This is a genomic window from Deinococcus marmoris (assembly GCF_001949125.1).
GTDB lineage: Bacteria > Deinococcota > Deinococci > Deinococcales > Deinococcaceae > Deinococcus > Deinococcus marmoris_A.
Genome location: NZ_MSTI01000074.1, coordinates 16,703 through 39,818, shown reverse-complemented (window position 1 = coordinate 39,818; position 23,116 = coordinate 16,703). Strand labels below are relative to the sequence as shown.

General features: G+C 64.8%; 22 protein-coding genes and 1 pseudogene. 10 read left to right on the top strand and 13 right to left on the bottom strand.

Translation table 11 applies throughout. From position 1 onward, the window contains the following. Positions 1-623: hypothetical protein (locus BOO71_RS26990; RefSeq protein WP_217694889.1), on the top strand; the 623-nt coding region annotated here is incomplete at its 5' end. Between the two features lie 60 nt (positions 624-683). Here BOO71_RS26990 and BOO71_RS11380 read toward each other — a convergent pair. From BOO71_RS11380 to BOO71_RS11370, 3 genes are all read right to left on the bottom strand, one after another. Further along, on the bottom strand, positions 684-1,367 hold the full coding sequence (locus tag BOO71_RS11380; protein ID WP_029480762.1) for an SDR family oxidoreductase: 684 nt from the start codon (positions 1,365-1,367) through the stop codon (positions 684-686). Between the two features lie 78 nt (positions 1,368-1,445). Further along, a complete protein-coding gene (locus tag BOO71_RS11375; protein WP_075832392.1) occupies positions 1,446-2,675 on the bottom strand; it encodes a M24 family metallopeptidase in 1,230 nt (409 codons plus the stop codon). A 7-nt stretch (positions 2,676-2,682) separates the two neighbouring features. Next, complete coding sequence (locus BOO71_RS11370) at positions 2,683-3,519, bottom strand: ion transporter (RefSeq protein WP_075832390.1); 837 nt, start codon at positions 3,517-3,519, stop codon at positions 2,683-2,685. A 112-nt stretch (positions 3,520-3,631) separates the two neighbouring features. Between BOO71_RS11370 and BOO71_RS11365 the strand changes: the two genes are divergently transcribed. Beyond that, positions 3,632-3,877: a type II toxin-antitoxin system prevent-host-death family antitoxin gene (locus BOO71_RS11365; RefSeq protein WP_075832388.1), complete on the top strand. Its 246-nt coding sequence runs from the start codon at positions 3,632-3,634 to the stop codon at positions 3,875-3,877. Then, on the top strand, positions 3,874-4,305 hold the full coding sequence (locus tag BOO71_RS11360) for a type II toxin-antitoxin system VapC family toxin (RefSeq protein WP_075832386.1): 432 nt from the start codon (positions 3,874-3,876) through the stop codon (positions 4,303-4,305). Before BOO71_RS11365 ends, BOO71_RS11360 begins: the two co-directional genes overlap by 4 nt. 38 nt (positions 4,306-4,343) lie before the next feature. Here BOO71_RS11360 and BOO71_RS11355 read toward each other — a convergent pair whose 3' ends face one another. The 6 genes from BOO71_RS11355 to BOO71_RS11330 all read right to left on the bottom strand — a co-directional run bounded on the left by BOO71_RS11355 (position 4,344) and on the right by BOO71_RS11330 (position 10,482). Next, positions 4,344-4,979: a DUF2268 domain-containing putative Zn-dependent protease gene (locus tag BOO71_RS11355; RefSeq protein ID WP_075832384.1), complete on the bottom strand. Its 636-nt coding sequence runs from the start codon at positions 4,977-4,979 to the stop codon at positions 4,344-4,346. A gap of 20 nt (positions 4,980-4,999) precedes the next feature. Continuing rightward, entirely contained in the window at positions 5,000-6,589 is a 1,590-nt protein-coding gene (locus BOO71_RS11350) for a DUF4153 domain-containing protein (RefSeq protein ID WP_083653360.1), read from the bottom strand. 67 nt (positions 6,590-6,656) lie between these two features. After that, the gene (locus BOO71_RS11345) at positions 6,657-7,328 is read right to left on the bottom strand and encodes an amino acid ABC transporter permease (protein ID WP_075832380.1); all 672 of its coding nucleotides are present in this window, start codon (positions 7,326-7,328) and stop codon (positions 6,657-6,659) included. A 285-nt stretch (positions 7,329-7,613) separates the two neighbouring features. Continuing rightward, positions 7,614-8,390, bottom strand: a complete 777-nt coding sequence (locus BOO71_RS11340) for a transporter substrate-binding domain-containing protein (RefSeq protein ID WP_075832378.1) — start codon at positions 8,388-8,390, stop codon at positions 7,614-7,616. A gap of 83 nt (positions 8,391-8,473) precedes the next feature. After that, positions 8,474-9,634 (bottom strand): N-methyl-L-tryptophan oxidase, encoded by a 1,161-nt coding sequence (gene solA / locus BOO71_RS11335; RefSeq protein ID WP_075832376.1) that lies wholly within the window; start codon positions 9,632-9,634, stop codon positions 8,474-8,476. Between the two features lie 74 nt (positions 9,635-9,708). Further along, positions 9,709-10,482 (bottom strand): transporter substrate-binding domain-containing protein, encoded by a 774-nt coding sequence (locus tag BOO71_RS11330; protein ID WP_075832374.1) that lies wholly within the window; start codon positions 10,480-10,482, stop codon positions 9,709-9,711. A gap of 190 nt (positions 10,483-10,672) precedes the next feature. Between BOO71_RS11330 and BOO71_RS11325 the strand changes: the two genes are divergently transcribed. Beyond that, entirely contained in the window at positions 10,673-12,514 is a 1,842-nt protein-coding gene (locus BOO71_RS11325) for a menaquinone biosynthesis decarboxylase (RefSeq protein WP_075832372.1), read from the top strand. 73 nt (positions 12,515-12,587) lie between these two features. Here the strand turns inward: BOO71_RS11325 and BOO71_RS11320 are convergent, their stop codons facing one another. Together BOO71_RS11320 and BOO71_RS11315 are read right to left on the bottom strand one after the other, a co-directional pair. Next, positions 12,588-14,435 carry a hypothetical protein gene (locus tag BOO71_RS11320; RefSeq protein ID WP_139322903.1) on the bottom strand — a complete coding sequence of 616 codons (1,848 nt, stop codon included), beginning with the start codon at positions 14,433-14,435 and terminating at the stop codon, positions 12,588-12,590. Positions 14,436-14,581: 146 nt separating this feature from the next. Next, positions 14,582-15,466 carry an RIO1 family regulatory kinase/ATPase domain-containing protein gene (locus tag BOO71_RS11315; RefSeq protein WP_075832368.1) on the bottom strand — a complete coding sequence of 295 codons (885 nt, stop codon included), beginning with the start codon at positions 15,464-15,466 and terminating at the stop codon, positions 14,582-14,584. Positions 15,467-16,063: 597 nt separating this feature from the next. Between BOO71_RS11315 and BOO71_RS11310 the strand changes: the two genes are divergently transcribed. The 5 genes from BOO71_RS11310 to BOO71_RS11290 all read left to right on the top strand — a co-directional run bounded on the left by BOO71_RS11310 (position 16,064) and on the right by BOO71_RS11290 (position 20,498). Then, positions 16,064-17,026, top strand: a complete 963-nt coding sequence (locus tag BOO71_RS11310; protein ID WP_075832366.1) for a GNAT family N-acetyltransferase — start codon at positions 16,064-16,066, stop codon at positions 17,024-17,026. 77 nt (positions 17,027-17,103) lie between these two features. Further along, positions 17,104-18,264, top strand: coding sequence for a GGDEF domain-containing protein (locus BOO71_RS11305; RefSeq protein WP_075832364.1), 1,161 nt, complete (start codon positions 17,104-17,106; stop codon positions 18,262-18,264). Positions 18,265-18,454: 190 nt separating this feature from the next. Further along, positions 18,455-18,988, top strand: coding sequence for a copper chaperone PCu(A)C (locus BOO71_RS11300; protein ID WP_075832362.1), 534 nt, complete (start codon positions 18,455-18,457; stop codon positions 18,986-18,988). Beyond that, positions 18,985-19,680, top strand: coding sequence for an SCO family protein (locus BOO71_RS11295; RefSeq protein ID WP_075832360.1), 696 nt, complete (start codon positions 18,985-18,987; stop codon positions 19,678-19,680). Before BOO71_RS11300 ends, BOO71_RS11295 begins: the two co-directional genes overlap by 4 nt. Beyond that, positions 19,677-20,498 carry a cytochrome c oxidase assembly protein gene (locus BOO71_RS11290; protein ID WP_075832358.1) on the top strand — a complete coding sequence of 274 codons (822 nt, stop codon included), beginning with the start codon at positions 19,677-19,679 and terminating at the stop codon, positions 20,496-20,498. Before BOO71_RS11295 ends, BOO71_RS11290 begins: the two co-directional genes overlap by 4 nt. 71 nt (positions 20,499-20,569) lie before the next feature. On the opposite strand, the pseudogene BOO71_RS28765 reads toward BOO71_RS11290, so the two are convergent. Beyond that, positions 20,570-21,312, bottom strand: a pseudogene (locus BOO71_RS28765) (SDR family oxidoreductase). A 2-nt stretch (positions 21,313-21,314) separates the two neighbouring features. Next, the gene (locus tag BOO71_RS11280) at positions 21,315-21,728 is read right to left on the bottom strand and encodes a hypothetical protein (protein ID WP_075832356.1); all 414 of its coding nucleotides are present in this window, start codon (positions 21,726-21,728) and stop codon (positions 21,315-21,317) included. Between the two features lie 180 nt (positions 21,729-21,908). Here BOO71_RS11280 and carA point away from each other — a divergent pair, with 180 nt between their 5' ends. Beyond that, on the top strand, positions 21,909-23,093 hold the full coding sequence (gene carA, locus BOO71_RS11275; RefSeq protein ID WP_075832398.1) for a glutamine-hydrolyzing carbamoyl-phosphate synthase small subunit: 1,185 nt from the start codon (positions 21,909-21,911) through the stop codon (positions 23,091-23,093). Positions 23,094-23,116 lie beyond the last annotated feature (23 nt).

The following is a 23,116-nucleotide window of genomic DNA, read 5'->3' as shown; positions in this document are numbered from 1 at the left end:
AGCTGGTTCGCAATCTAAAATCTACGAATAAAGTGTTTAAAGATATGCATATCAAATCAATAGAACCATTATTGCAGCATTATGGAATTCAAACTACTTGGTTAGACTTAGTTGATAATATCTGGATAGCATTATGGTTTTCTTGCTATAAAGCTGTTTCATCTGGTAAAGATGGAAAATACTTAAATTTTGAGAGAAGATCGGAGAGAAAAGAGAATAAAACACAGAGATATGCTTATATTATATTAGTAGCTGCCGACCTGTCGAGCGCAAAAGTAATCAGTCCGGGTATATGGAAGGGTATTAACACCGAACTTATAGATCTCAGATTAGCTGCACCCTCAATATTTTTGAGACCCCATGCACAGCATGGCTTACTTTTTCGCAACCTGGGGAAACCGAGTGGACGTGATTCGGATTATTCTTCTTCTATTGCGGGAATTGTAAGAGTTGATTTGGCTGATGCTTTGGATTGGCTGGGCAATGGTAATCTACTAGACACCCACTCTCTTTTCCCTCCAGCATCTTATGATTCTGGCTACGAAATTCTCTTAGAAATCCGTGATTCTCTGATTAAAGAGAATAAAATTTCTATGGGAAATATAAATTATATAGGAACTTAATCCAACTATTTTAAAAATCTACACAAAGAACAATTTACCTTGCCCTCAACTGCCTGCTCCTTACTCTTCCTCGTCTGGGTAGACCTTGATGTCCGTGATGTGCGCGCGGTCCGGGCGCGTCAGGATGTGGGCCACACTCTTGGCGAGGCCGCGCGGGTCGATCATCGTTTCCCATTTCAGGCCCGCGTCGCGGTTGGCCGGGGTGTCGATAGCGCCCATCGGATACAGCACGCAGCCGCGCACGCCCTTGGACTTCAACTCGTCGTTCAGGCTGTTCAGGTATGCCCCCAGCGCCGCTTTGCTCGCCGTGTACAGCGCCGCACCGGGGCCGGTATTGCGGGCCGCCTGCGCCGCGCTGACGCCCAGGATGATGCCGTCCTTGTTCTTGATCATGTTGGGCAACACGCCCTGAACCGCGTGGAACAGCGTCAGGAAATTGGCGTCCAGCATGGCCCGCAGGTCATCTGTGGTGGCCTTCTGCACGGCCTGCATAGAGTAAGCCCCGGCGGTATGCACCAGGATGTCCACCTTGACTTTTTTCAGTTGCGCCACGCTGGCGGGGTCCGCCAGATCGACGTCGATTACTTCGGTGGCGGGGATGCGGTCTGCGGCGCGGGCCAGGGCCTCGCCGCGCCCCACCAGCACCATCTGCGCGCCCGCGTCGTCGAGTTCCTGGGCAATGGCAGTCGCCAGCGCGCCGCCCGCCCCTGTGAGCATTACTGTCGAGGAGCTGAGGTTAGCCATGCCTCCCAGCCTAGCGGGTTGAGGGCCGTGGGGTGTGGGATATGCAGAAAAGATTCAGTAGCGGGACTGAGAGTGAGCTTATTCCCCATACCCCGCCGCCCGCACCGCTGCCCACTCGCCCTCGCCCAGGACGAACGGCTGGCGCTGGAGATCGGTGGTGACCTCGGGGCCGTTCGGCGACAGGTGGATGTCCACCTCGGTGCGGATGCCGAAGCCCTTTGCTGCCGGGTAGGTGCCGGGTTCCACCGTCACGGCCAGTCCTGGCGTCAGCGTGCGGGTGTCGTGCGTTTCATAGTCGTCCAGATTTGCGCCGGAGCCGTGAATCTGCACGCCCAGATCGTGTCCGGTGCGGTGGAAGAAATACGGTGCCCAGTCGGGTCCCATCGCGTCCCGTGCGGCGCGGTCCAGTTCCCAGCCCTGCAAGTTGCCCCAGCCCTTGGCCCCGAATCGGGTCTTCAGCAGGTCCAGCGCCGTGTCCCGCGCGGCCCGCACCGCTTTCCACGCGTCCAGATATTCGGCGGAGGGTTGCCCCGCGTGGCCCACCCAGGTCACGTCGGCAAAGGGGCGGCCCGGCTCCTGCGCCCACAGGTCGATCAGCACGCACTGGCCCGCTTGCAGCACGGCGTTCTTGTCCCCGCCTGGCTCGTAGTGCGAGTCCGCCGCGTTGACGCCAAAACTGACGTTGACCGGGTGGCCCGCGCCCATGCCCGCGCCCGCAATCGCGTCCATGATCAGCGCCTGCACTTCCAGTTCGGTGATCTGTTCGCCCGCCTTCAGGCGTTCGTGGATCAGCCAGTACGCGTCGTCCTTGGCACGCATCAGCAGGGCGGCGGCGCGCTTGTGGGCAGCCAGATCTTCCTCAGACCATGCCAGGAAGGATTGCAACAGGTCCGCGCTGCTTACGATGTCGGTGGCCCCTGCCACCCGCACACGTTCAATCGTCCCAGCGTCCACCCGGCTCACGTAGGGCACGGCCCCATTCGGGCTGTACTCCATCGCAATCCGCTGCCCGTCCACCACTTTTTTCAGCGCCTCCTCCAGCTCGTCATGAGAGCCGAAGGCGCGGCGCTCGATGTCCCAGTCGCGCGTGATCTCGCCCCAGGTGCCGCCCTCGATGTGGTTGTGGAGCAGCACCGCCTGCCCCGCACGCGGCACATACACGAAGAAACGGCGGGTCAGAAACGCGCCTCCCGGCATGGCCAGCACGCGGCGGGCGTGCGGGTTGAGGTTCTGAAAGTCGTAGATCAGCCAGCCGTCCAGATCGGTGGATTGCAGGGCGGCGCGCATCCGGTCAACGGGAGAGGTCATGCCCTGATTATGGAGTGCGCGGCGCTGGTGTGGAACGCAGCTCTGCGCGCAGTCCCGCGATCTCGCCGCGCAGTTCTCTCAGTTCCCGGCGCAGGACCTCGTTGTTGACCTCGTCGTCGTCGTCATCGTCGGGTGGCCAGTCCTGATCCGCGCCCACGAACAGGCTCGCCAGCGCCGCCGTGATGTAGCCGAAGACCGCGAAGCCGTACAGCGCCAGCAGAAAGGTCAGTGCGCGGCCCTCGGCGGTCAGGGGCCAGTATTCGGACCCCAGGCTGGTCAGCAGCATGCCCACCCAGTACAGCCACTGGCCAAAACCCTGCGGCGCACCCGTCTGGCCCGCCTCGAAAGACGCCATGCCCGCAGCCCCGGCCAGCGCCACCAGCGTGGTCGCGCCCACCACGAAACCCAGACCCCGGCGGCGCAGGGTGCGTTGCAGGGTCCGCAGGCCCCGGTTCAGGCTGGTCAGAATCCGCAGCAGGTTGGTGCCGCGCGTCAGGCGCAACACGCGCAGCGCCCGCAGCCCCCGGAAGACCCGCAGAATCCGCAGTGCGGGCAGCATCAGGCTCAGGGCGGTCAGCCAGTTTTTCTTCAGGTACTCGGACTTGTCGGGGGCAAGCACAATCGCCAGTGCGAAGTCCAGCACGAACACCCCCCAGATCACGTTGCTGATGATTTGCAGCAGTGGCGGCAGTCCCTGCATCAGGTCCAGCACCAGCAGGCCCAGCCACACGAAACTGAGGACGATCATGGGCCGTTCCAGCAGCGCGTCCAGATGCGCCAGCGTGGTCAGCCGGGCAGACTTGAGTTCCTCTGGAGGGGGTGGGGGCGGGGCGGCGTCGGGCATGGGCTTCAGGGTAGATGGTGGGTGGAGAAAACGGTGCGAGGCGAACCTTATTTGCCGCTGCTCTGGACTACACTGCTCCTAACTGGTCAGCACTGGTCAGCCTGGAGGCGACATGAAGGAAGCCTGGAAACTGCAAGACGCGAAGTCCCGTTTTAGTGAGGTGGTGGACGCCGCCCTCCGGGAAGGGCCGCAGACCGTCACCCGGCGCGGCGAGAAGGCGGTGGTGGTGCTGTCTCACCGCGAATTCGTCCGGCTGTCCCAGGCCGAGACCACGCTCGACGACGCTCTATCCGGCGCGCCGCAGGAACTGAGTTTCGGGCGTGACCCCGCCGTTATTCCCGCCGTGACGCTGGAGTGAGCTACCTGCTGGACACCAACGTGGTCAGCGAACGGAGTCGCCCGCAGCCGGACGAGCGGGTACGGGCGTGGCTGCGGGCACATACGGTGGGCGAGACGTTTCTGAGTGTGATCACGCTGGCCGAACTGGAACAGGGCGTCTTGCGGCTGGGCGAGACCCGGCGGGCAGCGGAACTCCGGTCTTTTCTCGGGGGGATCGAGGCGCAGTTTGCGGGCCGGGTGCTGCCCGTGGACCGCGCGGTGGCCCGCACCTGGGCGGCCATGACTGCGCGGGCGTCGGGCAATGGTCAGCCGATGGGCTACGCAGACTCGCTGATTGCGGCCACGGCGCTGACCCACGGCCTGAGCGTGGTCACGCGCAATGTGAATGACTTCAGACCGGCGCAGGTCGACGTCATCAATCCCTGGGAGTCTGCCGGGGCGAAATGACAGCGCGGGCCTGACCGCGTCTCAATCAACGAAAGCTTTCACCACGCCTCCCGAAAATCTCTGGCAGCCGTGTGGACATGCCCCGCCGCGTCCCCGCCCACCCGCGCCAGATGACGGCGCACCAGCTCGTAGCCCAGGCTGTAACCGCTCCAGCGCGGTAAATTGTTGGCCTCTGAGCCGTAAAACCACGTCTCGAAGTTGTGATCGCTGCGGTCCAGCAATGGCTGCGCCCGCGCCCACAGCGCATCCAGATCAACCCCGGCCTGCGCGTAGGGCGGCAGCTCCCCCTTCCGTTCATCCAACTCGTTCGCCTGAGCCAGCCCCTCGCTGACCAGCACTTCCAGCAACGTCTGGCCGTAGCCCGGCCCCTGCCAGCGCCGGGCGTGGTGCAGTTCGTGGGCCACCGTGGCGGGCAGTTCGGTGCGCCACCCGGCAGCAAAATTGGGATTGTCCGGGTTCAGGGTGATCTGCACGAAATGGTCCAGCGGCGCATAACCGTGGATACCCGTTTCGGGCAATCCCCAGGGCGAGACGGAGACGGCCACATCCACCCCGTCCAGCCCCAGCCGCGCGGCCTGCCGGGTCAACGCGGCCTGCGCCACCTCGCGCACCTCGGCCTCCAGGGCGGGGGAAAGGTGACGGCCAGCATTCATGACGTGCAGGGCGTTGGGCATGGCCCGATTCTGCCGGGTTTCTAGCGCCCCGTTTCCGGCGTCGGTGGGGGCAGCTTCAGAACCAGTTGGTGGGCGCGGGCGTAACCCGCGTTCCAGCTCCGCCAGTCACGCGGCGCGTCGTACTGATCGTGCAGGCGGTTGATCACGTCCTGGCGGGAATTCTGGCAGTCCTTGCCCTGCGGGCAGTCGCGGGTCAAGGTGTCCAGATGGGTCACGATGGTGGGGACGGCACCGGCCCCCAGCTCCAGCAGGGTCAGCACGCCCACGTCCTGCGGGGTGCTGCGGAGTTCGTTGGTCACGCCGCTGACGGCACGCTCCACATTCACGCGGGCGATCAGTGCGCCTGGGTTCAGGGCGGTGGTGGTCAGCAGCACCGCGAAGCCCATCAGCAGGGCCGGGTAGGCGAAGCGCTGCGGACGAGACTGCCACAGCAAAGACGCCAGCAGGCCCAGGCACAGCACCATCCAGACCAGAAAGGCCGCGCCCATCAGGCGGGTCTCGCTCAGGCCGTAGGCCAGCCCGTACAGCCGCCAGCGGTTGGCCGCACTCAGCAGCACCAGCGCCAGCGGGGCGAGAACGGCCAGATTCAGCAGGCGGTATGACAGGCGGGTGCGGACCTCCTGCCGCGTCAGGGCGTGTGCCCCCAGCAGCAGGGTCAGGCTGAGAAAGGCCACCGCCATCAGTTGGCCGAAGCCCTCGCGGATGTACCCCGCGAAAGTCACGCCGTCCGGCAGACCGGTGCCACTCAGGTAGTACGGCAGTTGCGCCAGCAGAAAGACCACGAACAGCGCCGCCAGCGACGCCAGCGGCAGCCCGATCTCGATCAGCCCCAGCCGCGCCACGTCCGGTCCGGTGCGCGGAAAGAGGCTGGGCCGCAGCGCCATGACCGCCGGATAGACCAGTCCGCCCGCGAAGGCGCACCACAGGGCCAGTTGAACACCGTCGCTCCACAGCCGTTCCAGCCGCCAGTCCAGCACGCCGCCCAGCAGCCCGGCGAAGCCCGCGTCTGCACCCGCCAGCAACCCACCGAAAACAACCAGCACCGGCACGGTCAGCAGCAGGCCCACGCCCCAGCGCCCCAGTCCGCTGCCCTGCGCGGGCCGCAGCCGCGCCCAGGGCAGGCGCTCCAGCAACACGAGCGGGCCGTAAATGAAACGCAGGCCGCCCGTGACGCCTGCGCCCACGGTGGCCCACAGGCTCCAGCCGCCCAGACCGGGAAAGCGCAGAAACGCCGCGCCCAGCAGTAGCGAGAGCAGCAGCGCGAAGGCGTTGAGCGCCCCCAGGTCTCCTGGTACGTCCCAGACCGCGCAGGTGGTGACGGCCAGCAGAAAGGCCGTGCCCAGCAGGGTCAGCCCCGTCGCCGTGGGTCGTTCGCCGCGCCGCCGCAGCGCCCACAGGCAGGCGGCCACGAACAGGGCCACCCAGATGGGAACATTCACGCCGAACCCGCCCCCCTGTGCGCCCGTCAGAACCTGCGCCGCAACGCCCAGCCCCAGCGCGATCAGGAAGGGCGCTGCGGCCCGTGCGGGACGGGGAACCGATGGGGCGAGCGTGGAATGCCCGGAAATGGTGGGCGGCGCAGCGGGTCCAGCCATCGGGGTTCCGGTCATGCCCGTACCGTAGCGGCGGGGCAATGGTGATGTCGTCCGCCTTTGGGGTGATGGGAAAGCTGCGGCCCTAGCCTCCCCGCGAAAAACGCCGCTCCAGTCGGCGCTGCACCACTTCCAGTGCGCTGGAAATGGCCCAGTAGATCAGCGCGGCAGCCAGATAGGGGCCGAACGGCTCGAAGGTGCGGGCGATCACCAGTTGCGCGCTTCGCAGCAGTTCCACTACCGTGATCACCGACACCAGCGAGGTGTCCTTGACCAGCCCGATCAGGCTGTTGCCCAGGCTGGGCAGGGCCACCCTCGCGGCCTGCGGCAGGATGATCAGCCGCATGGTTTCCGCCTTGCTCAGGCCCACGCTGTAGGCCGCCTCGTGCTGCCCTCTGGGAATGCTCAGAATCGCGGCGCGGATGGTCTCGGACAGGTAGGCGGCGGCGTTCAGGGTCAGGGCCAGCACGCCGCCCACCACCGGATCGAGGATGATGCCGAAACTGGGCAGGCCGTAATAGATCACGAAGATCTGCACCAGCAGCGGCGTGCCCCGGATAAACGACACGTACAGCCCGGCCAGCCAGCGCACCGGCCCCGGCGCGTACAGCCGCAGCAGCGTGACCGCCAGCCCCAGCGGCAATCCCAGCACCATCGCCGCCAGCGCAAAGCCGATGGTCAGCCGCGCCCCCACCAGCAGCGCGGGCACCGATGCCCAGGCACTCTGAAGAATCAGTTGAAGTTGTTCGGTGTCCATGCTGCTCCTTCGGAGGGCGCTGTCTAAAGGTCTAAGGGTCTGAGGGCCAAAGCACAGTTCTGGAAGTCCTTTTTCCCTCTACCCTTGTGGGAGAGGGAGGGAGTCGCGCAGCGACGGAAGGGTGAGGGGGCCACGGGGCAAGCTTCTTTTCATGACTTTCGGGACGCTGTACTCAAGATGGTTATTCTCTGTGGCGTTTTGACCTTTGGAACTCTTGACGGCCCGCCCCCCAACGCAAACCCCTCCCCACTGAACTGGGAGGGGTCCACGCGCACAGGCGGGCGTTCAGGGCTTGCTGACGTCCTGACCGAACCACTGCTGGCCGATTTTCGCCATCGTGCCGTCGGCCTTCATGTCTTTCAGGGCGGCGTCGATTGCGGTTTTCAGTCCTGTATTGGTCTTCTTGATGGCTATGCCCATGCTGTCCACCGAACCGGCGTTGCCCACGCCCTTGATCGGCAGGCCCTGCGATTTGGCGAGGTAGCCGATCAAGAGGCGGTCATTGTAGATGGCGTCCAGGCGGCCACTGGACAGGTCCGCCAGATACTCCGGGGTGCCGGGATAGGTGACCACCGTGATGCCGCCCGCGTCGCGCAAATCTTTTTCAAACACGGTGCCCAGCCCCACACCCACGCGCTTGCCTTTCAGGTCCGCCAGCGTGTTGTAGTTCTGCCCTTTGGTGCTGCTGACGGCAATTTGTGGGCGGCTGAAGACGTAGGGATCGCTGAAGCCGATGCTCTTCTGGCGCTCGGCGGTGATGCCCACCTGGTTGATGATCACGTCGTATTTGTTGGCCTGTAACCCGGCCAGAATGCCGCTCCATTCGGTCAGCACGAACTCGGGCTTGAGGCCCAGCTTGGCGGCCAGCGCCCGCGCCACGTCTACGTCAAAGCCGGTCAGCAGGCCCTTGTCGTCCTTGAAGGTGAAGGGGGCGTAGGTGCCCTCTACGGCAATTTTCAGCACGCCTTTGGTCAGCGTGGGCGCGGTCTGGGCCAATGAGGACGTGGAGGTGCCAAGAATCAGAGCAGTACCTAAAAGCAGAGCTGGACGGAACGCACGCATGACTTCTCCTTAATGGCGGTGGGCTGGGATGACCGCTGAGAGGGCGGGGGAGAGGCTAGGCTGACGAATAGGAATGAAGCTGACTATAAGCCTCCTGGGAGGGGCTGCTGTTCCGCTGTCTGGCGCATGGCCTGGGGCGGCAGCGCGAAACGGGGCAGGTGCCAGGGATGCCTTTCACCCAGCGCGTGCGCCGCCAGCAATTCGCCCAGCAGCGGCGTGAACTTGAACCCGTGCCCCGAACACGGCGACGCCAGCGTGATCTGCGGGCAGTCCGGGTGCAGCGCGAGGATGAAATCGCCGCCCGGCGCGCGGGTGATCAAGCAGGTCTGCCGTTCCATGACGGCGCTGGCCCCCGGCAGGTAGCGCCGCATGAACGTGTCGGACGCCTCGCTGACCTGCGGCGGAACCTCAAATGTGCGGTCATCGCCGCTGGTGACGGGGCGCACCACATCCACACCAATTTTTACGCCAGGGACGCCGAAAGCTGGAAAGCCGTACGCCTGAAATTCATCGTCGTGCGTGATGAACACCGGGAAGCGTTCCGGCTGGAAGGCGGCCAGATCATCCGGGCGGTAAAAGCTGGAGGCCGCCAGCGTCACGCTCAGCGAGGGTTGCAACCCCGGAACCAGACGCGGCAGCCACGCGCCCGCCGCCACGATCAGGTGGTCACAGGTGACGACGCCCGCGCTGGTCCGAACGGCGGGTTGCTGTCCCGGTTCAATCTCCAGCGTCGCCACACCTTCCAGCACGCGCGCCCCATGCTGGCGGGCGAGATCGGTCAGGACCCTCAGCGTGATCTGCGGGCTGACAATTCCTGCTTCGGGCGAGTACACGGCTTCCCAGTCGGGCGGCACCTGCCACTGCGGGTAGCGCCGGGCCAGTTCGCGGCGGCTCAATCGCTCGGGGGCTGCGTCCAGCGCGCTCAGCGAGGCGTGAACGGCTTCCAGACTCGGTGTTCCGGCGGGACCGAGGTCCAGGCCCCCGGTGCGCCAGTACAACCGCTCTCCCGACTCGCTTTCCAGCGCCCGCCACGACGTCAGCGCTGCCTGGGCCAGCCCGGCGTAATCCGGTTCCTCGTAGGCCAGCCGGAAAATCCGCGACGGCCCGAAGCTGGAGCCGCGCCCGTGGCCGATCTGAAACTGCTCCAGCAGCAGCACATCCTGCCCGCGCCGGGCCAGCGCATGCGCCGCCGCGCTGCCCGCTGCCCCCGCCCCGATGACCAGATGCTGGACGTGCTGCTTCATGGTCTGATTTTAAGGGCTGCCAGCAAAAACCCCTCCCATTACAGCGGGGAGAGGTCTGCGCTAGAGGGTAGAGATCAGGGCTTGCTGACGTCCTGCCCAAACCACTGGCTGCTGATCTTGGCATAGGTGCCGTCTGCCTTAATCTGCAAGAGTGCTTTGTCAATCGCCGTTTTCAGGCCCGTGTTGCTCTTTTTCAGGGCAATGCCCATGGCGTCGGCGCTGCCCGTACCCGCGCCGCGAATGGGCAGGTTTTGCGACTTGATCAGATAGCTCACCAGCAGGCGGTCGTTGTAGCCTGCGTCAATGCGGCCCGTTGTCAGATCGGCCAGCACTTCGGCGGCACCGGGGTAGGTCAAGATGTTGATGCCGCCCGTTGCCTTGAGCTGCGCTTCGTAGTTGCTGCCCAGGCTGCTGCCCACGCGCTTACCTTTCAGGTCGGCCAGGGTCTTGGGCGCAAAGTTGCCGTTTTTCTTCACGATGATCTGGGGCGTGCTGTACACATACGGCGCGCTAAAGGCAATGCTTTTCTGGCGCTCGGGCGTAATAGCCACCTGGTTCACGATCACGTCGTACTTGTTGGCCTGGAGTCCGGCGATAATGCCGCTCCACTCGGTCAGCACAAATTCAGGCTTGAGGTTCAGCTTGGCGGCAATGGCCCTGGCAATGTCCACGTCAAATCCGGTCAGGTTGCCCTTGGCATCTTTGTAGGTAAAGGGTGGGTAGGTGCCTTCCATGCCGATTTTCAGCGTGCCCTTCGTGATGGTGCTGGGCGTTTTGATCGCGGGCGCGGTGGCGGCGAGGCTGCTGGAGGCGAGAACGAGGGCGGACATTAACAACAGGTGCTTCATGGGACTCCTTGAGGGGTTGAGGCTGAGGATCAGACGGCTCAAATCTCTGATCGTTAAACCAGTTTATAAAACAGAGTGGAATTGATTGTGAACCAAGTCCCGTAATAGCTTGAGCGAACCGTCATGTTTGCCCCGCCGCATCTGGCCTTCCGGTACGGTTGCCCCGCCCCCGCCGCCCTATGCTTCCCACATGGCTTTTCCCGACATTCAGAGCTTCATGCGCCTGCTGGAAGAACGCGGCGAACTGCTGCGCGTCTCCGCACCCGTCAGTCATGACCTTGAAATCACCGAGATCGCGGACCGGCTGGTCAAATCCGGCGGCCCGGCGGTGCTGTTTGAAAACGTGCGCGGCAGCGAATTCCCCGTGGTCATCGGCCTGATGGGCACGCGTGAGCGCACCGCTCTGGCACTGGGTGTCAGCGATCTGGACGATCTGGCGGCGAAGGTCCGCGCCCTGATTGACCTCAAGGGCAGCGGCGGCAAGCTGGGGATGCTCGGCAACGTCACCAAGCTCAAGGACGCCATGAACCTCCCACCCAGGCGCGTCAAAACTGGTCCCGTGCAGGACATCGTGTGGCGCGGCGACGAGGTGGACCTGTCTCGCATTCCGATCCTGAAATGCTGGCCGCTGGACGGCGGGCCGTTCGTGACCCTGCCACTGGTGATCAGCAATGACCCTGAAACTGGCGAGCGCAATATGGGCATGTACCGCATGCAGGTCATGAGTAAAAACACGACGGGGATGCACTGGCAGCGCCACAAGACTGGAACGAAGCATCTGGAGAAGGCCAAACGGCTGGGGCAGAAGCTGGAGGTGGCCGTCGCCATCGGGGGCGATCCGGCGCTGATCTACGCGGCCACCGCGCCTCTGCCCCCCATCCCCGGTCTGGACGAGTTCGCGCTGGCGGGCTACCTGCGCGGGCAGCGTTACCCGGTCACGAAGGGCATTACCGTCAATCTGGATGTGCCCGCCAACGCCGAATTTATTCTGGAAGGCTATGTGGACCCCTCCGAGGACTGGATCATGGAAGGGCCGTTCGGGGACCACACTGGCTTCTACACCCTGCCGGACCTGTACCCGCTGTTCCACGTTACCGCCGTCACCATGCGCCGTCAGCCCGTGTACCCCGCCACCATCGTGGGCCGCCCGCCGATGGAGGACGCCTACCTGATTGAAGCCTCCGAGCGGCTGTTTCTGCCCGCCGCGCAACTGATCATTCCCGAGATCACCGATTACCACATGCCCCCGGCGGGCGTGGCGCACAACCTCGTCTTCGTGGGCATCAACAAGACGTATCCGGGGCAGGCGTACAAGGTGGCAAACGGGATGTTCGGCCTGGGGCAGATGATGTTCGCCAAGGTGATCGTGGTGCTGGACGACGATGTGCCGGTCAATGATTTTGAGGCGGTATGGCGTGCGGTGGCCGAGAAAGCCGCACCGGGCCGCGACACCCTGACCACGCGCGGCCCCATCGACGTGCTGGACCACAGCAGCCGGGGCTGGGGCTACGGCAGCAAACTGATCATCGACGCCACCACCAAACGCCCCGAGGAAATCGGTGGGGCCGAATCCAGCCGTGACCTTCAGGCGGGCGATCTGGCCCATGAAACGGTGTTCAGGCCGCACGCCGCCGCCGAGTTGCCGGACTTTGAAGGCGTGGTGGCCCAGCAGCAAAATGACGATGGTTACTGGCTCGTCGCCCTGAAGAAGACCCGGCCCGGTCAGGCGCGGGAACTGGCACAGGCGTTTGCCGCCCATCCCGCCGCCGCCGGAGTCCGTCACCTGCTGATCTGCGACGAATTCACCGACGTGAACAACATTCAGGACGTGTGGTGGACCATCCTCAACAACATCGACCCGGAGCGGGATGTCGTTCAGTACGGCGAATTACTGACCTGGGACGGCGCACGCAAACTGCCCGAGGAAGGCTTTGTGCGCCCGTGGCCCCCCAAGATCACGATGGACCCGGCAGTGGTGGAGCGGGTCGAGGCGATGTGGCATGTGTACGGGCTGCCGGAGCAGTGGCGCTAGATCATCCTCTGGACCAAAGAAAGGCAGGACGGTTGCAACACCATCCTGCCCTGCCTTTTCTTAAAGAACTGCCTTACCAGCGGTACAGCACGTTCGACTTGCTGGTGATCACGTTCCCCTGCACGGCGCTCTGCACGGTCTGACCGTCGTAGCGGTTGATCAGGTCCGCCATCAGATCGCTGACGGTGCCGATGATGCCCGACATCATCTCGCCGTCACCGAAGTCGCTGTCGTCGAAGGTCATGTCCATGTCGTCGCCCATGTCGGTCATGTCTTCCATCCCTCCGGTCTGGGGCGCCGTCGCGCGGCCCTTGCCCGACTTGCCGGGGGTGGCCGGAACGGCGGCAGCATCCGTCATCTCCGCTGTGTCTGTATCTGTGGTGTCCATGTTGTCCATCATTCCGCCGCCTGCGCCCATGCCGCTCAGGATGGCCGCCGAGAGGTCCTCGCCGCTGATGTCGGTGGGGTTGGGGGCGTAGGTCCACCCGGCAGAGAAACGCGGTTCGATTCCGGCGGCCATGAAGCCCGCGTCCTGTGCGAGTGGCGCGGCACTTTCGTCCAGCGCGGCGTCCAGGGCCGTCTGGCTGAAGGCCGTGATCAGGTAGTCACCCCGGAAGGCGTAGACCATCTTGAGTTTGCCCAGGGCGTCGTCCACCATTTTCGCGCCGCTGTCCAGGGCTGGGCCGCCTGCCGCGCCCGCCATGCCCGGCAGACGGCGGCCCATGCTGCCCAGCGAATCGGAATTGAGCAGCGTTTTGAGGCTGTCTGCCGCGCCCGCGATGGCCCCGTTCACGCTGGCCGCGTATTCGGGCATCTGCGCCTGGGCCGCCGTCATGTCCGCGACGCGCTGGTAGCTCACGGTGTAATCCAGGCTGGCCAGTGGGTTGCTGACGTCCAGGCCCGACTTCATGCCCCCGGCCAGCGTGACCTGCGCGCATTCGTGGCCCAGCCACGCCCCAGAGCGTTCCAGGTGGCTGGCGAGCTGGCTATCGGATAGGAAACCCAGCGGATCGAACAGGTCCAGGCGGGTCAGCCAGCGGCCCAGATACGCGCCGGATTCCGGGTGACAGGCCGAGGCCACCACGCTCTCTGCGTCGGCGGGGATGATGTCCTGCACGGTAAAATCGGTGCTGTCGGTCAGGATGCGGTACAGCGGTTTGTCCTTGCCCTGCGCGTTGGCGGCGTGGGCGGAGGCGGCGGTCAGGCCCGCAGCGGTGGTGGTGAAGCCCGCCGAGTACTGCCCCAGCGTGTCCAGCGCGTCCACGATGGGCGAGAGCAGGCGCGGCAGCATGATGGCCTTGCCCAGCGCGCCGCGAATGACCTTGGCAGTGGCCGAGAAGTTGAGAAACAGCGACAGCTCCTGCGGCCCCGTTGCCCGCCTGGGCACCGTGTAGGCCGCCGAATTCATCAGGCGCGGGGCTGTTTTACCGCTCAGGCGGCCCAGGTAACCCATCAGCAGGTCCTTGTTGGTGGAGACATAGACCAGCCCGCCTGCCATGCCCGCGAAGGTGTCGCCCTGCCGCGAGAAGGTGTAGTCGCCCACCCGCGCGCCTTTTTTGGGGTCCATCATGCTGGCAAAAAACTCGCCGGAGAGTTTATCCACCCGTGAAACCGCCAGCAGTTCCGGCGAGAAGGTGCCCCCCGCATTGCCCACCGAAAAGACGCCAGCCACCGCTTCCTGGCCCAGCGAACCCTTGAGGATCTGCTGAAAGCCGCCGATCATCTGGCCGCCCTGTTCCTCGCCCACCACGCCGCGCGCCGCCGAGGCCAGCAGTCCGGCGAAGCGGTCAATCGCCCCACCCGCATTTTTTGTTTCCAGTGTCAGCAGGGCACCGGCGGGCAAGCCCTCGGCCAGGGAGGCGGCGCGGGCGGTGGAGGCCGTACCCAGTAGAAGGGCCGTCAGGAGCAAAGCGTTTCTCATTCTTACATCATAAGGAAACTGACGGAAGAATAAGTCGGCCATTAGATGTATGCGTCCCTCACCCCCAGCAGATGAACGCAGAATGAGCAGACGATTCTGGCCTGCGTTTCGCTGGCGGGTGGGCTGGAGGCGCCGCTGGACGCCGCTCAAGGCAGCACGATCCTCGGTTCTGGCCCCTTGCCGCGTGCCAGCCGCTGTACCTCGCGCAACGTGGCGTCGCCGTCCGTCTGGATGCCGTGCTTGCGGAAGCTGGTGGCCAGACTCTGGGCGTCGCGGCCCAGCAACTGCTGGAAGTTGGGGTTCTGGCGTGTGGTCAGTTGTGGAAAATCGATGATGATCACGGTGTTCTCCCACCACAGCAGGTTGTAGGTGCTGTAGTCGCCGTGCGCGTAGCCCAGCCGCAGCATGTCGGCCAGCCCATGCACGGCCTGTTTCCAGGCGCTCTGCGCCTCTATGGGGGTCAGTCGGGCCTCGCTCAGGCGGGGGGCCACCTCGTCCTCGGTGCCGATCAGGCGCATTAAAACGGCGGGGACGGTGGCGGCGCAGACCTTGACGTTCGGCCCGACGAGGGGTTCGGGCACGTTCAGCCCCGCTTGCCACAATGTCCACAGGTGCGCGTACTCGGCGCAGACCCAGTCGGCTTGCAGCATTTCCAGCCCCTTCCTCGTGCGGCCCTGAATGGCGCGTTCCGCGCGGGCATCCAGAATGACGTTGCCCTCGCGGTACACGGCGTCGTTCTTGAAACTGCGGGCTTCCATCTCGCGGTACAGCTTGACCAGCACGCTTCCGCGCGGGCCACGGGCCACGTAGGCGGTGGCCTCCTTGCCGCTCTTGAGTTCGGCCACGATTTCGGTGATATGCCCCGTGTCGATCAGACGGCGAATGGTGTCGTCGGCGATTCTCTCGGGGTCCTCGGCGGTCAGGCCATCCAGTCTGCGGCGGCCCAGCAGTTTTTTCTTTTTGAACTTGCTGCGGCGCTCCGGCGTGATATCTGCGCCCTCCAGCTCTGTATCGAGCCAGCGGGCGTTCATGGATGCCTCTGGGGTCTAGACCAGTCTGGGTCCGAAAGGAGAGGCGGCACTCTGACGTGGATCAGCAAAATTACTCCGTGTTGCGGGGGCGGGGATGGCTATTCCTGGGGCCTTCGGAAGATCAATGATGTTGATTTCGGTCATATGCAGCACCTCCTTTTCGGTGATGGGCAGAGCGTAGCAGGCAAAAGGCAGGACTAGGCCATCATGCCTAATGCAGTGGGCGTTACTTTCCCGCCCGCTGTTCCTGACACGACGAAGCCGCGCCTCCACAATTTTTGTGAGGGCGCGGCCTGTTCTGACCTTGTTCTGGTTCTGTTCGTTCTGATTCTGTGCTGGGGAAGGCGGGACTTCCTCCGGGCTGGCCTGCGAACACACTGTCGGCGTTCCCGTTCCGGTGTGGGCATAATACGCCGCAGGCATAATTGTGTCAAGTCCGTCTGTGTATGGCGGCTGAGTATGAGTCGAGGTGGATATTCAGCCCTGGCGTCGCTTAGGAGGAAATGCCTATATTCATCCAGCGCATATGCAGGAAGTGCGCCATTTGGCCTAGGCTGAAGATTCGCCCTCTCGCCATTCTTCGGCCAGGATATCGGCATGAACGATTCACACGAACACCCGCCTGGAGGCGGTTTCACGCTACGTCCCTTCCAGAACGCCGATGCCCCCGCCGTCGCCCGCCTCGTCACAGACAGCGTTCGCGGGCACTGGACCTACCTGCCGGAGCGCTTCCGCGAAAGTGCCGATCCGTTGCGCCGTCGCCTTGTCGCGCTGGCCGGCCCGGAGGTCATCGCCACCGCCCATCTGCTGCCCTTCGGGGCCGCCACCCCCGACGCCCTGCGCCTGGACCTGGCCGGGGACGGGGCCGCCTTCACACCGCTGTATCTGGCGCTGCTGGCCGATCTGCCCCCTGGTTTCTCGCGGCTGCTGGGCGTGACGCGCGAGGATTTTGGCGAGCAGATGGCCTTCTTTGGGGCAGCAGGTTTTCGCAACGCTTGGCAGTCCTGGGGGGCGCATCTGGACCTGGGCGACTTCGACTTCGCCGCCTTTCGGTCCCTGGAAGAACGCCTCTTTCTGAAGGGCTATGAAATCGAGCAACTTTCCAACGATGCGCCGGATGCCGACTGGGACGCCCTGTACGCCCTGCATACCCGTGGTCTGGCCGATGCGCCGCGCAATCCCACCACCACGCCCGAACCCCTGACCTCGCTGCAACTGCGGGAGATGATCGTGCGCGAGGAAACAGTATTCGTGGCCCGCCTGCGCGGCCAGATCGTGGCCCTGACCCGGCTGACCCCGTGCGGGCAGGAACTGGAGAGCGAGAACACCGTGACCCACCCAGATCACCGCTCACGCGGGCTGGCGACGCTGGTCAAGGCCCGCGCCCTGGCCTGGGCTGCGGGCGAGGGCTTTCCGGCGGCGGGCACGGGCGGCACGGTCCTGAACCTGCCGATGCTGCGGGTGAATACCCGGCTGGGCTACCGCGTGGAGCGCATGTGGGTCACCTGGGAGCGTGAGCTGGCCCAGCGCGCCACCCTGGAGTCACCCCCACTGGATTAGCGTCGGCCCAAGGATGAGCCAATGGATGTGCTAAATGTAGCAGCGGTCATCAATACTGGCCTTCTAGAATGGCCCGGATGCCGGAAAATGCCCTGCGCGAACGGATGCTGGAAGCCACCCGTCGCCGGGGCTATCTGGTGCTGTGCGCGTGTTCGGTGGCGGTTCACTCGGCCATTGCCACGCGGGAACTGCCGCACGGCAACTGGCGGGCCGCGCTGGTGGCCCTGCTGAGCGCTGCGCTGCTGCCCGCCATCCTGAGCCGCCGGGTCTCGGCGCAGCGGCTGGACACGCTGGTGGTGTGGTGTGCGAACATCGGGGCCAGCTATTTCCTGTGGGACTTCTACAGCCGTGGCCTGGGCCTGGGCGCGCGGGAGTCGCTGACGGTCCCCCTCTTTTTCGCGGTGTGGTTCGGGCTGCTGCCGCTGAAACAGGCCGCCCTGCGCGGTGGGGTGCTGTATCTGGTTCTGGCCGCACTGGTGCTGCGCCACTGGCCCACCGATCCGGTGCCGCTGCTGTATATCGGCTTTCTGCTGTTCCTGATCGGGCAGATGACCGTGGCCGGGCGGCAGATTCAGCAGGAACTGTCGCGCACCGCGCGTTACGCGGATCTGGCCCTGACCGATCCGCTGACTGGGCTGTTCAATCGCCGCTCGATGGAACGGCGGCTGGAGGACCACTACAGTCCGCAGGCCACTGTGTCTCAGCCCGTCGCCATCACCCCGCCCGCCCCCGTCACTCTGTCCGCCACCGTGGAGGGGCCTGCGCCCATCGGAATCCTGCTGATCGACGTCGATCTGTTCAAGGCGGTCAACGACACCCACGGCCACGAAACCGGGGACCGGGTGCTGGTGGCCATGGGGCAGACGCTGCGGGCCTGTGCCCGGTCCGGCGATCTGGCGGTCCGCTGGGGCGGCGAGGAGTTCGTGCTGCTGGTGGCTGCGGGTGAGCGCGCCGCGCTGGAGCAGATCTGCGGGCGCATTCACCGCGCGCTGGCCGAGCAGGACTGGCCGCAGGCCCTGCCCCGTGTCACGGTCAGCATCGGCGCGGCGCTGTCGGACGAGGCGCAGGACGCGGCGGAACTGCTGAAGCTGGTGGACCGCCGCCTGTACCGCGCCAAAGACGCGGGCCGCGCCCGGATGGTCATGGATGAAGAGCAGGCCACCGATCTGTCCGGCGACAACCGGCCCTTCAGCGCCGCGACGCTGGAACTGGTTCCCACGAGGTGGCCCGGCGGCTGAGCTGGAGAAGAAGAGAGCAGGCACTCTGAGAAGTGGGAACGGCGACGACAGTGGCAGCAGGGGAGACAGTGGGGACAATTCAGCCCGGCAGCGTGGCCTAGACTGCCCCTGTCTCTGGCAGACGGCCCCCATCTGTCCTGCGGGTTTTCCGCTGGCCGCTGCCGCCACACCTTCACCAAGGAGTTGCCCCATGTCCCTCCCCACCTCCCGCCGGATGTTGCTCGGCGCTGTCCTGATGACGGCCCTTGGGTTGCCTGTGCTGGCCCAGCATACGGACCACGCCATGCCTGCCGCCATAGCCATAGCCCAGAAAACGGTTCAGAAGACGGCCCAGAAGTCCACCGGCACGCTGCCCATCAAGGCCATGAACGCCACCGTGGTGGCCGTGCCGCCGATCATCACGGAAACCAGCGTTTTCGGCACGCTGATGAACACCGGCAAGACGCCGATTGTCATCAGCGGCGTGAGTTCCACGGTTGCCGATCACGGCATGCTGATGGTCACGAAGAAAGCTGCGGGCGGCATGCAGGGCATGAGCATGGCCCAGACCCTGACCATTCCCGCCGGGGGAAAACTGGTCCTGAGCGACACGGGCGATCACCTGATGCTGATGAAGCTCAGGCGTCCGCTGAAGATCGGTGAAACCCTGACCCTGACCCTGAGCGCCACCGATGGCCGCACCTTTGCCCTCAAGGCCACCGTCAGGAAGCCTGGAACACCATGACCGATCTGCATACACCTGCTGAACTCTCCCAGACTGAACTTCCCAACCCCGAAATAGACAGCGGTCCCGCTCGCCGCCCGTGGTACGTCTCGGCGCTGCTGGCGCTGACGGCTGTGGCGCTGCTGCTGGGCGCGGCCTGGGGATTCGCACGTCTCAAGAGTCCCTACCCCTTCTACGGCACGGCCTACAACGGCAACACGGCGGCGGCAGGCTTCAAGGGCACCGATCAGGACGGCAAGCCCTACGCCTTCGTGCCGGGGCAGGACCACAAGGTCACGGCGCTGTTTTTCGGCTTCACCCACTGCCCCAACATCTGCCCGCTGACCCTGGCGTATCTGGACAAGGTCAAGGCGGCGCTGCCCGAGGGCGAACGTGACCGTTTTCAGACCGTGTTGGTCAGCGTGGACCCGGCCCGCGACACGCCTGAACGCCTCAAGGCTTACGTGGAATATTTCGGCAAGGCGGAAGGGATTCAGGTTCCCGAACCCGCTCTGAGCGAGGTGGCGCGCGATTACGGCGTCGGCTATCAGCGCGTGGAAGTCAAGGGCGCGGACTACCAGATGAACCACACCACCGCCACCTACCTGATCGACGGTTCCGGCAAGTTGCGTCTGCTGTGGGACTACACCCAGTTGCCGCAGGTGGACCGCGTGGTGGCCGACGTGCAACACGTTCTGGAGACCTCGCAATGACCACGCCCACGCCCATCAACCTCGATCCCACGCTGGCCGATCTGCTGATCCCGGCCCCCGATCTGCTGTTCCTGATTCCCACACTGCTGGTGGCCGGATACTACGTGTGGCGCTTTATCGTGTCGCGCCGCAGCGCCGAGGGCCGCGCCCGCTGGCCGGTGTGGCGGGCCGTGCTGTTCGCGCTGGGCATGGTGCTGCTCCTGATGACCACCCAGAGCCGCGCCGCCACCCTGACTGGCAGCAGCATGGCGCTGTACATGGGCCGCCTGATGCTGCTGGCCGAGATCGTGCCGCCGCTGCTGGTGCTGGGCATTCCGCGCGGAATCAGGATCAACCCGCGCGGCGCGGCAGCCCGCGTGCTGGGCGTGCTGCTCGATCCGTGGGTGGCGCTGGCGGTGTGGGCCGCCGTGATCATCTTCTGGAACGTGCCCGCCGGGTTCAATGCCAGCGTGGTCACCAACACCGCCGCCGCGCTGCTGCCCGCGCTGTATCTGCTGAGCAGCCTATTGGTCTGGAGCGTCATTCTGCGCCCGCTGCCGAACGTGCAGCCCGCCGGAATGGGATCGCGCGGGGGCTTCGGCCTGCTGGCCGCGCTGCCCATGATGAGCGTGGCCTCGGTGTGGCTGTACGCGCCGAACGTGCTGTACACGCCCTACGTGAACGCGCTGTGCCTGTGGAACCTCTCGCCGCTGCAAAACCAGCAGCTCTCGGGCTGGATCATGATGCTGGCGGGCATTCCGGCGCTGGCGCTGGCGTTTATCCAACTGTTCCAGTGGCTGGTGCAACTGACCGGGGGCGACGAGCCGACGCCGAGCTGAGTGTGTTCCCTTTCCCTCCCCATCCTGCGCCCGGCGAAACAGTGATTGGATGGGGCTTTTTATGCAATGTGTTACGAGGCCAGTCCGCCGCTGCATTGCAACGTCGTGCCCGTGACATACGACGCCGCCGGACTGAGCAGCCACAGCACAGCCTCTGCGATTTCCTCGGGCGCGGCCAGACGGCCCAGCGGAATTTTCGGGGCCACCCGCGCCGGGCGGTCTGGTTCGCCCGCCGCCGCGTGGATGCCGGTCAGGGTCATGCCGGGGGCCACCCCGCACACCCGAATGCCTTGCGGCGCAAGCTCGCGGCCCAGGCCCACCGTGAAGGCGTCCACGGCGGCCTTGCTGGCGGCGTACTGCACGTACTCGCCGGGGCTGCCCGTCTGCGCCGCCCCCGAGGAAATGTTGACGATCACCCCGCGCGTACCAGTCGGCTGCCAGCGCCGCAGTGCCTCCTGCGCGCAATACATGACGCCCAGCACGTTGGTCTTGAACACCGCCTCCAGCGCTTCCGGGCGCACCGCCGCGAAGGGGCCAATTTTGCCCGTGATCCCGGCGTTGTTGACCAGTGCGGTGGCTGACCCAGTGCCGCCTCTGCCTCGTCGAAGATGCGCCGCACGTCCTCCACCTTCGAGACGTCGCCCTGCACGGCCACCGCCTGCCCGCCTGCATCCCGGATGGCGGCCACCACACCGTCAGCCGCCGCCGCGTCGTGCAGGTAATTCACGGCCACCGCGTAGCCCTGTGTCGCTGCCAGCCGCGCTATTGCCGTGCCGATGCCCCGGCCCGCGCCCGTGATCAGCAGGACCGACATGCTTACGCCGGGGCCAGCGCCGGGCAGCTTGCGGGGTAACGCGGGTTTTCCTGTGGCAGATACAGGCGGTAGTAGGGGGTCTCGCCGTCGTCGAACCATTGCACGCGGGCACTGTCGCACAGGCGCAGTTTGCCGCTGAGCTGTTTGTAAGCAGCAGGCGTGAACGCCGCGCAGGAAACGAATGTGGCCTTCGCGTAAGCCCGGCGCGTGGCCTGGGCGCACTCGACCACCGCCTGCACGGGCGATTCGCCGCCCCGCAACGTGAAATCGACGAGCAGTTCGGTGGGCGAGGTGCTGCGCCGCTCCATCTGCCTGCCTTCAAAATTCCATTCGGCGGCCTGGGCCAGTGCCGGGCCAAGAAGCGAGAAAAGGAGCGCCAGAGCCAGGGAACGCTTGAACCGGGCCGGGTGTGACATGGTCAGATTGTAAGCCCGCCCCCGTAAAAGGTGAGCCGGGGCAGGCGCAATCGCCGCGCGGGCGTGGATAATACTTCTCTAGGCGGGGGGGACACCCGGCAGTGTGCCGATGCCCTACGCTAGACACCATGAAACGCGTCCCGTGAGGCGCGTATGGAGGGCCAAGATGGTCAACACAGCATGATTCGTAAAGAACGCGCGATTCTGGCGCTGGAAGACGGCACCGTATACCGGGGCTACGCTTTCGGACACCGGGGCGAGACCGTGGGCGAGGTGGTGTTCAACACCTCCATGACCGGCTATCAGGAAATCATGACCGATCCCAGCTACAACGGGCAGATCGTGACCATCACCTACCCGCATGTGGGCAACTACGGCGTGGCGATCTATGACATGGAGAGCAACAAGCCCTACGTGCGCGGCTTCATCTCCCGCGAGTTTAGCGGCGAATACAGCAATTACCGCGCCCAGCAGTCGCTGGAAGCCTTCATGCAGCAGTACGGCGTGGTGAGTATTCAGGGCATCGACACCCGCGCCCTGGTGCGCCGCCTCCGCACGGGTGGCGTGGTCAAGGGCGTCATCGCCCACCGCTCGTATACCCACCCCAAAGACCCCTACGGCGAGTTTTCCCCGGAAGAGGAAAGCGTGTACGTGCAGCGTGCCAGGGACCATCAGGACATCGACGGCTTTGACATGACCAAGGATGTGACCACCGCCCTGCCCTACGCCTTTCCCACCCTGCGCCACGGCAAGCGCGTGGTGTTAATGGACTTCGGGATCAAGCACACCATCATCGAGCGGCTGTCGGAGGTGGGCATTGAACCCATCGTGGTCCCGGCGCACACCACCCCGGCGCAGGTGATGGCGCTGCAACCGCACGGCCTTTTCCTCAGTAACGGCCCCGGCGATCCCGCCCCGCTGGAATACGCCCACAAGACCGCCTGGGAGCTGATGGGCCTGCTGCCCACCTTCGGCATCTGCCTGGGCCACCAGATTCTGGGGCTGGCGGCAGGGGGCCAGACCTTCAAGATGAAATTCGGTCACCGGGGCGGTAATCAGCCGGTCAAGAACCTGCTGACGGGCAACGTGGAAATCACCGCCCAGAACCACGGCTACGCGGTGGATCTGGAGAGCATCCCCAACGGTGCGTTCGTCGCTACCCACATCAACCTCAACGACGGCACGCTGGAGGGCATGGCGCACAGCCGCTACCCGGTCTTTAGCGTGCAGTACCACCCCGAAGCCTCGCCGGGACCGCACGACAGCCGCTACCTGTTTGACCGTTTCATTGAAGAAATTGACGCTTTTGACGGTGCGACGGGCACACCTGCTGAGAAGTCACTGACCGGACGGCTGGGCGTCTAGAGCAGGCTGCGGGGGCCGCCTTC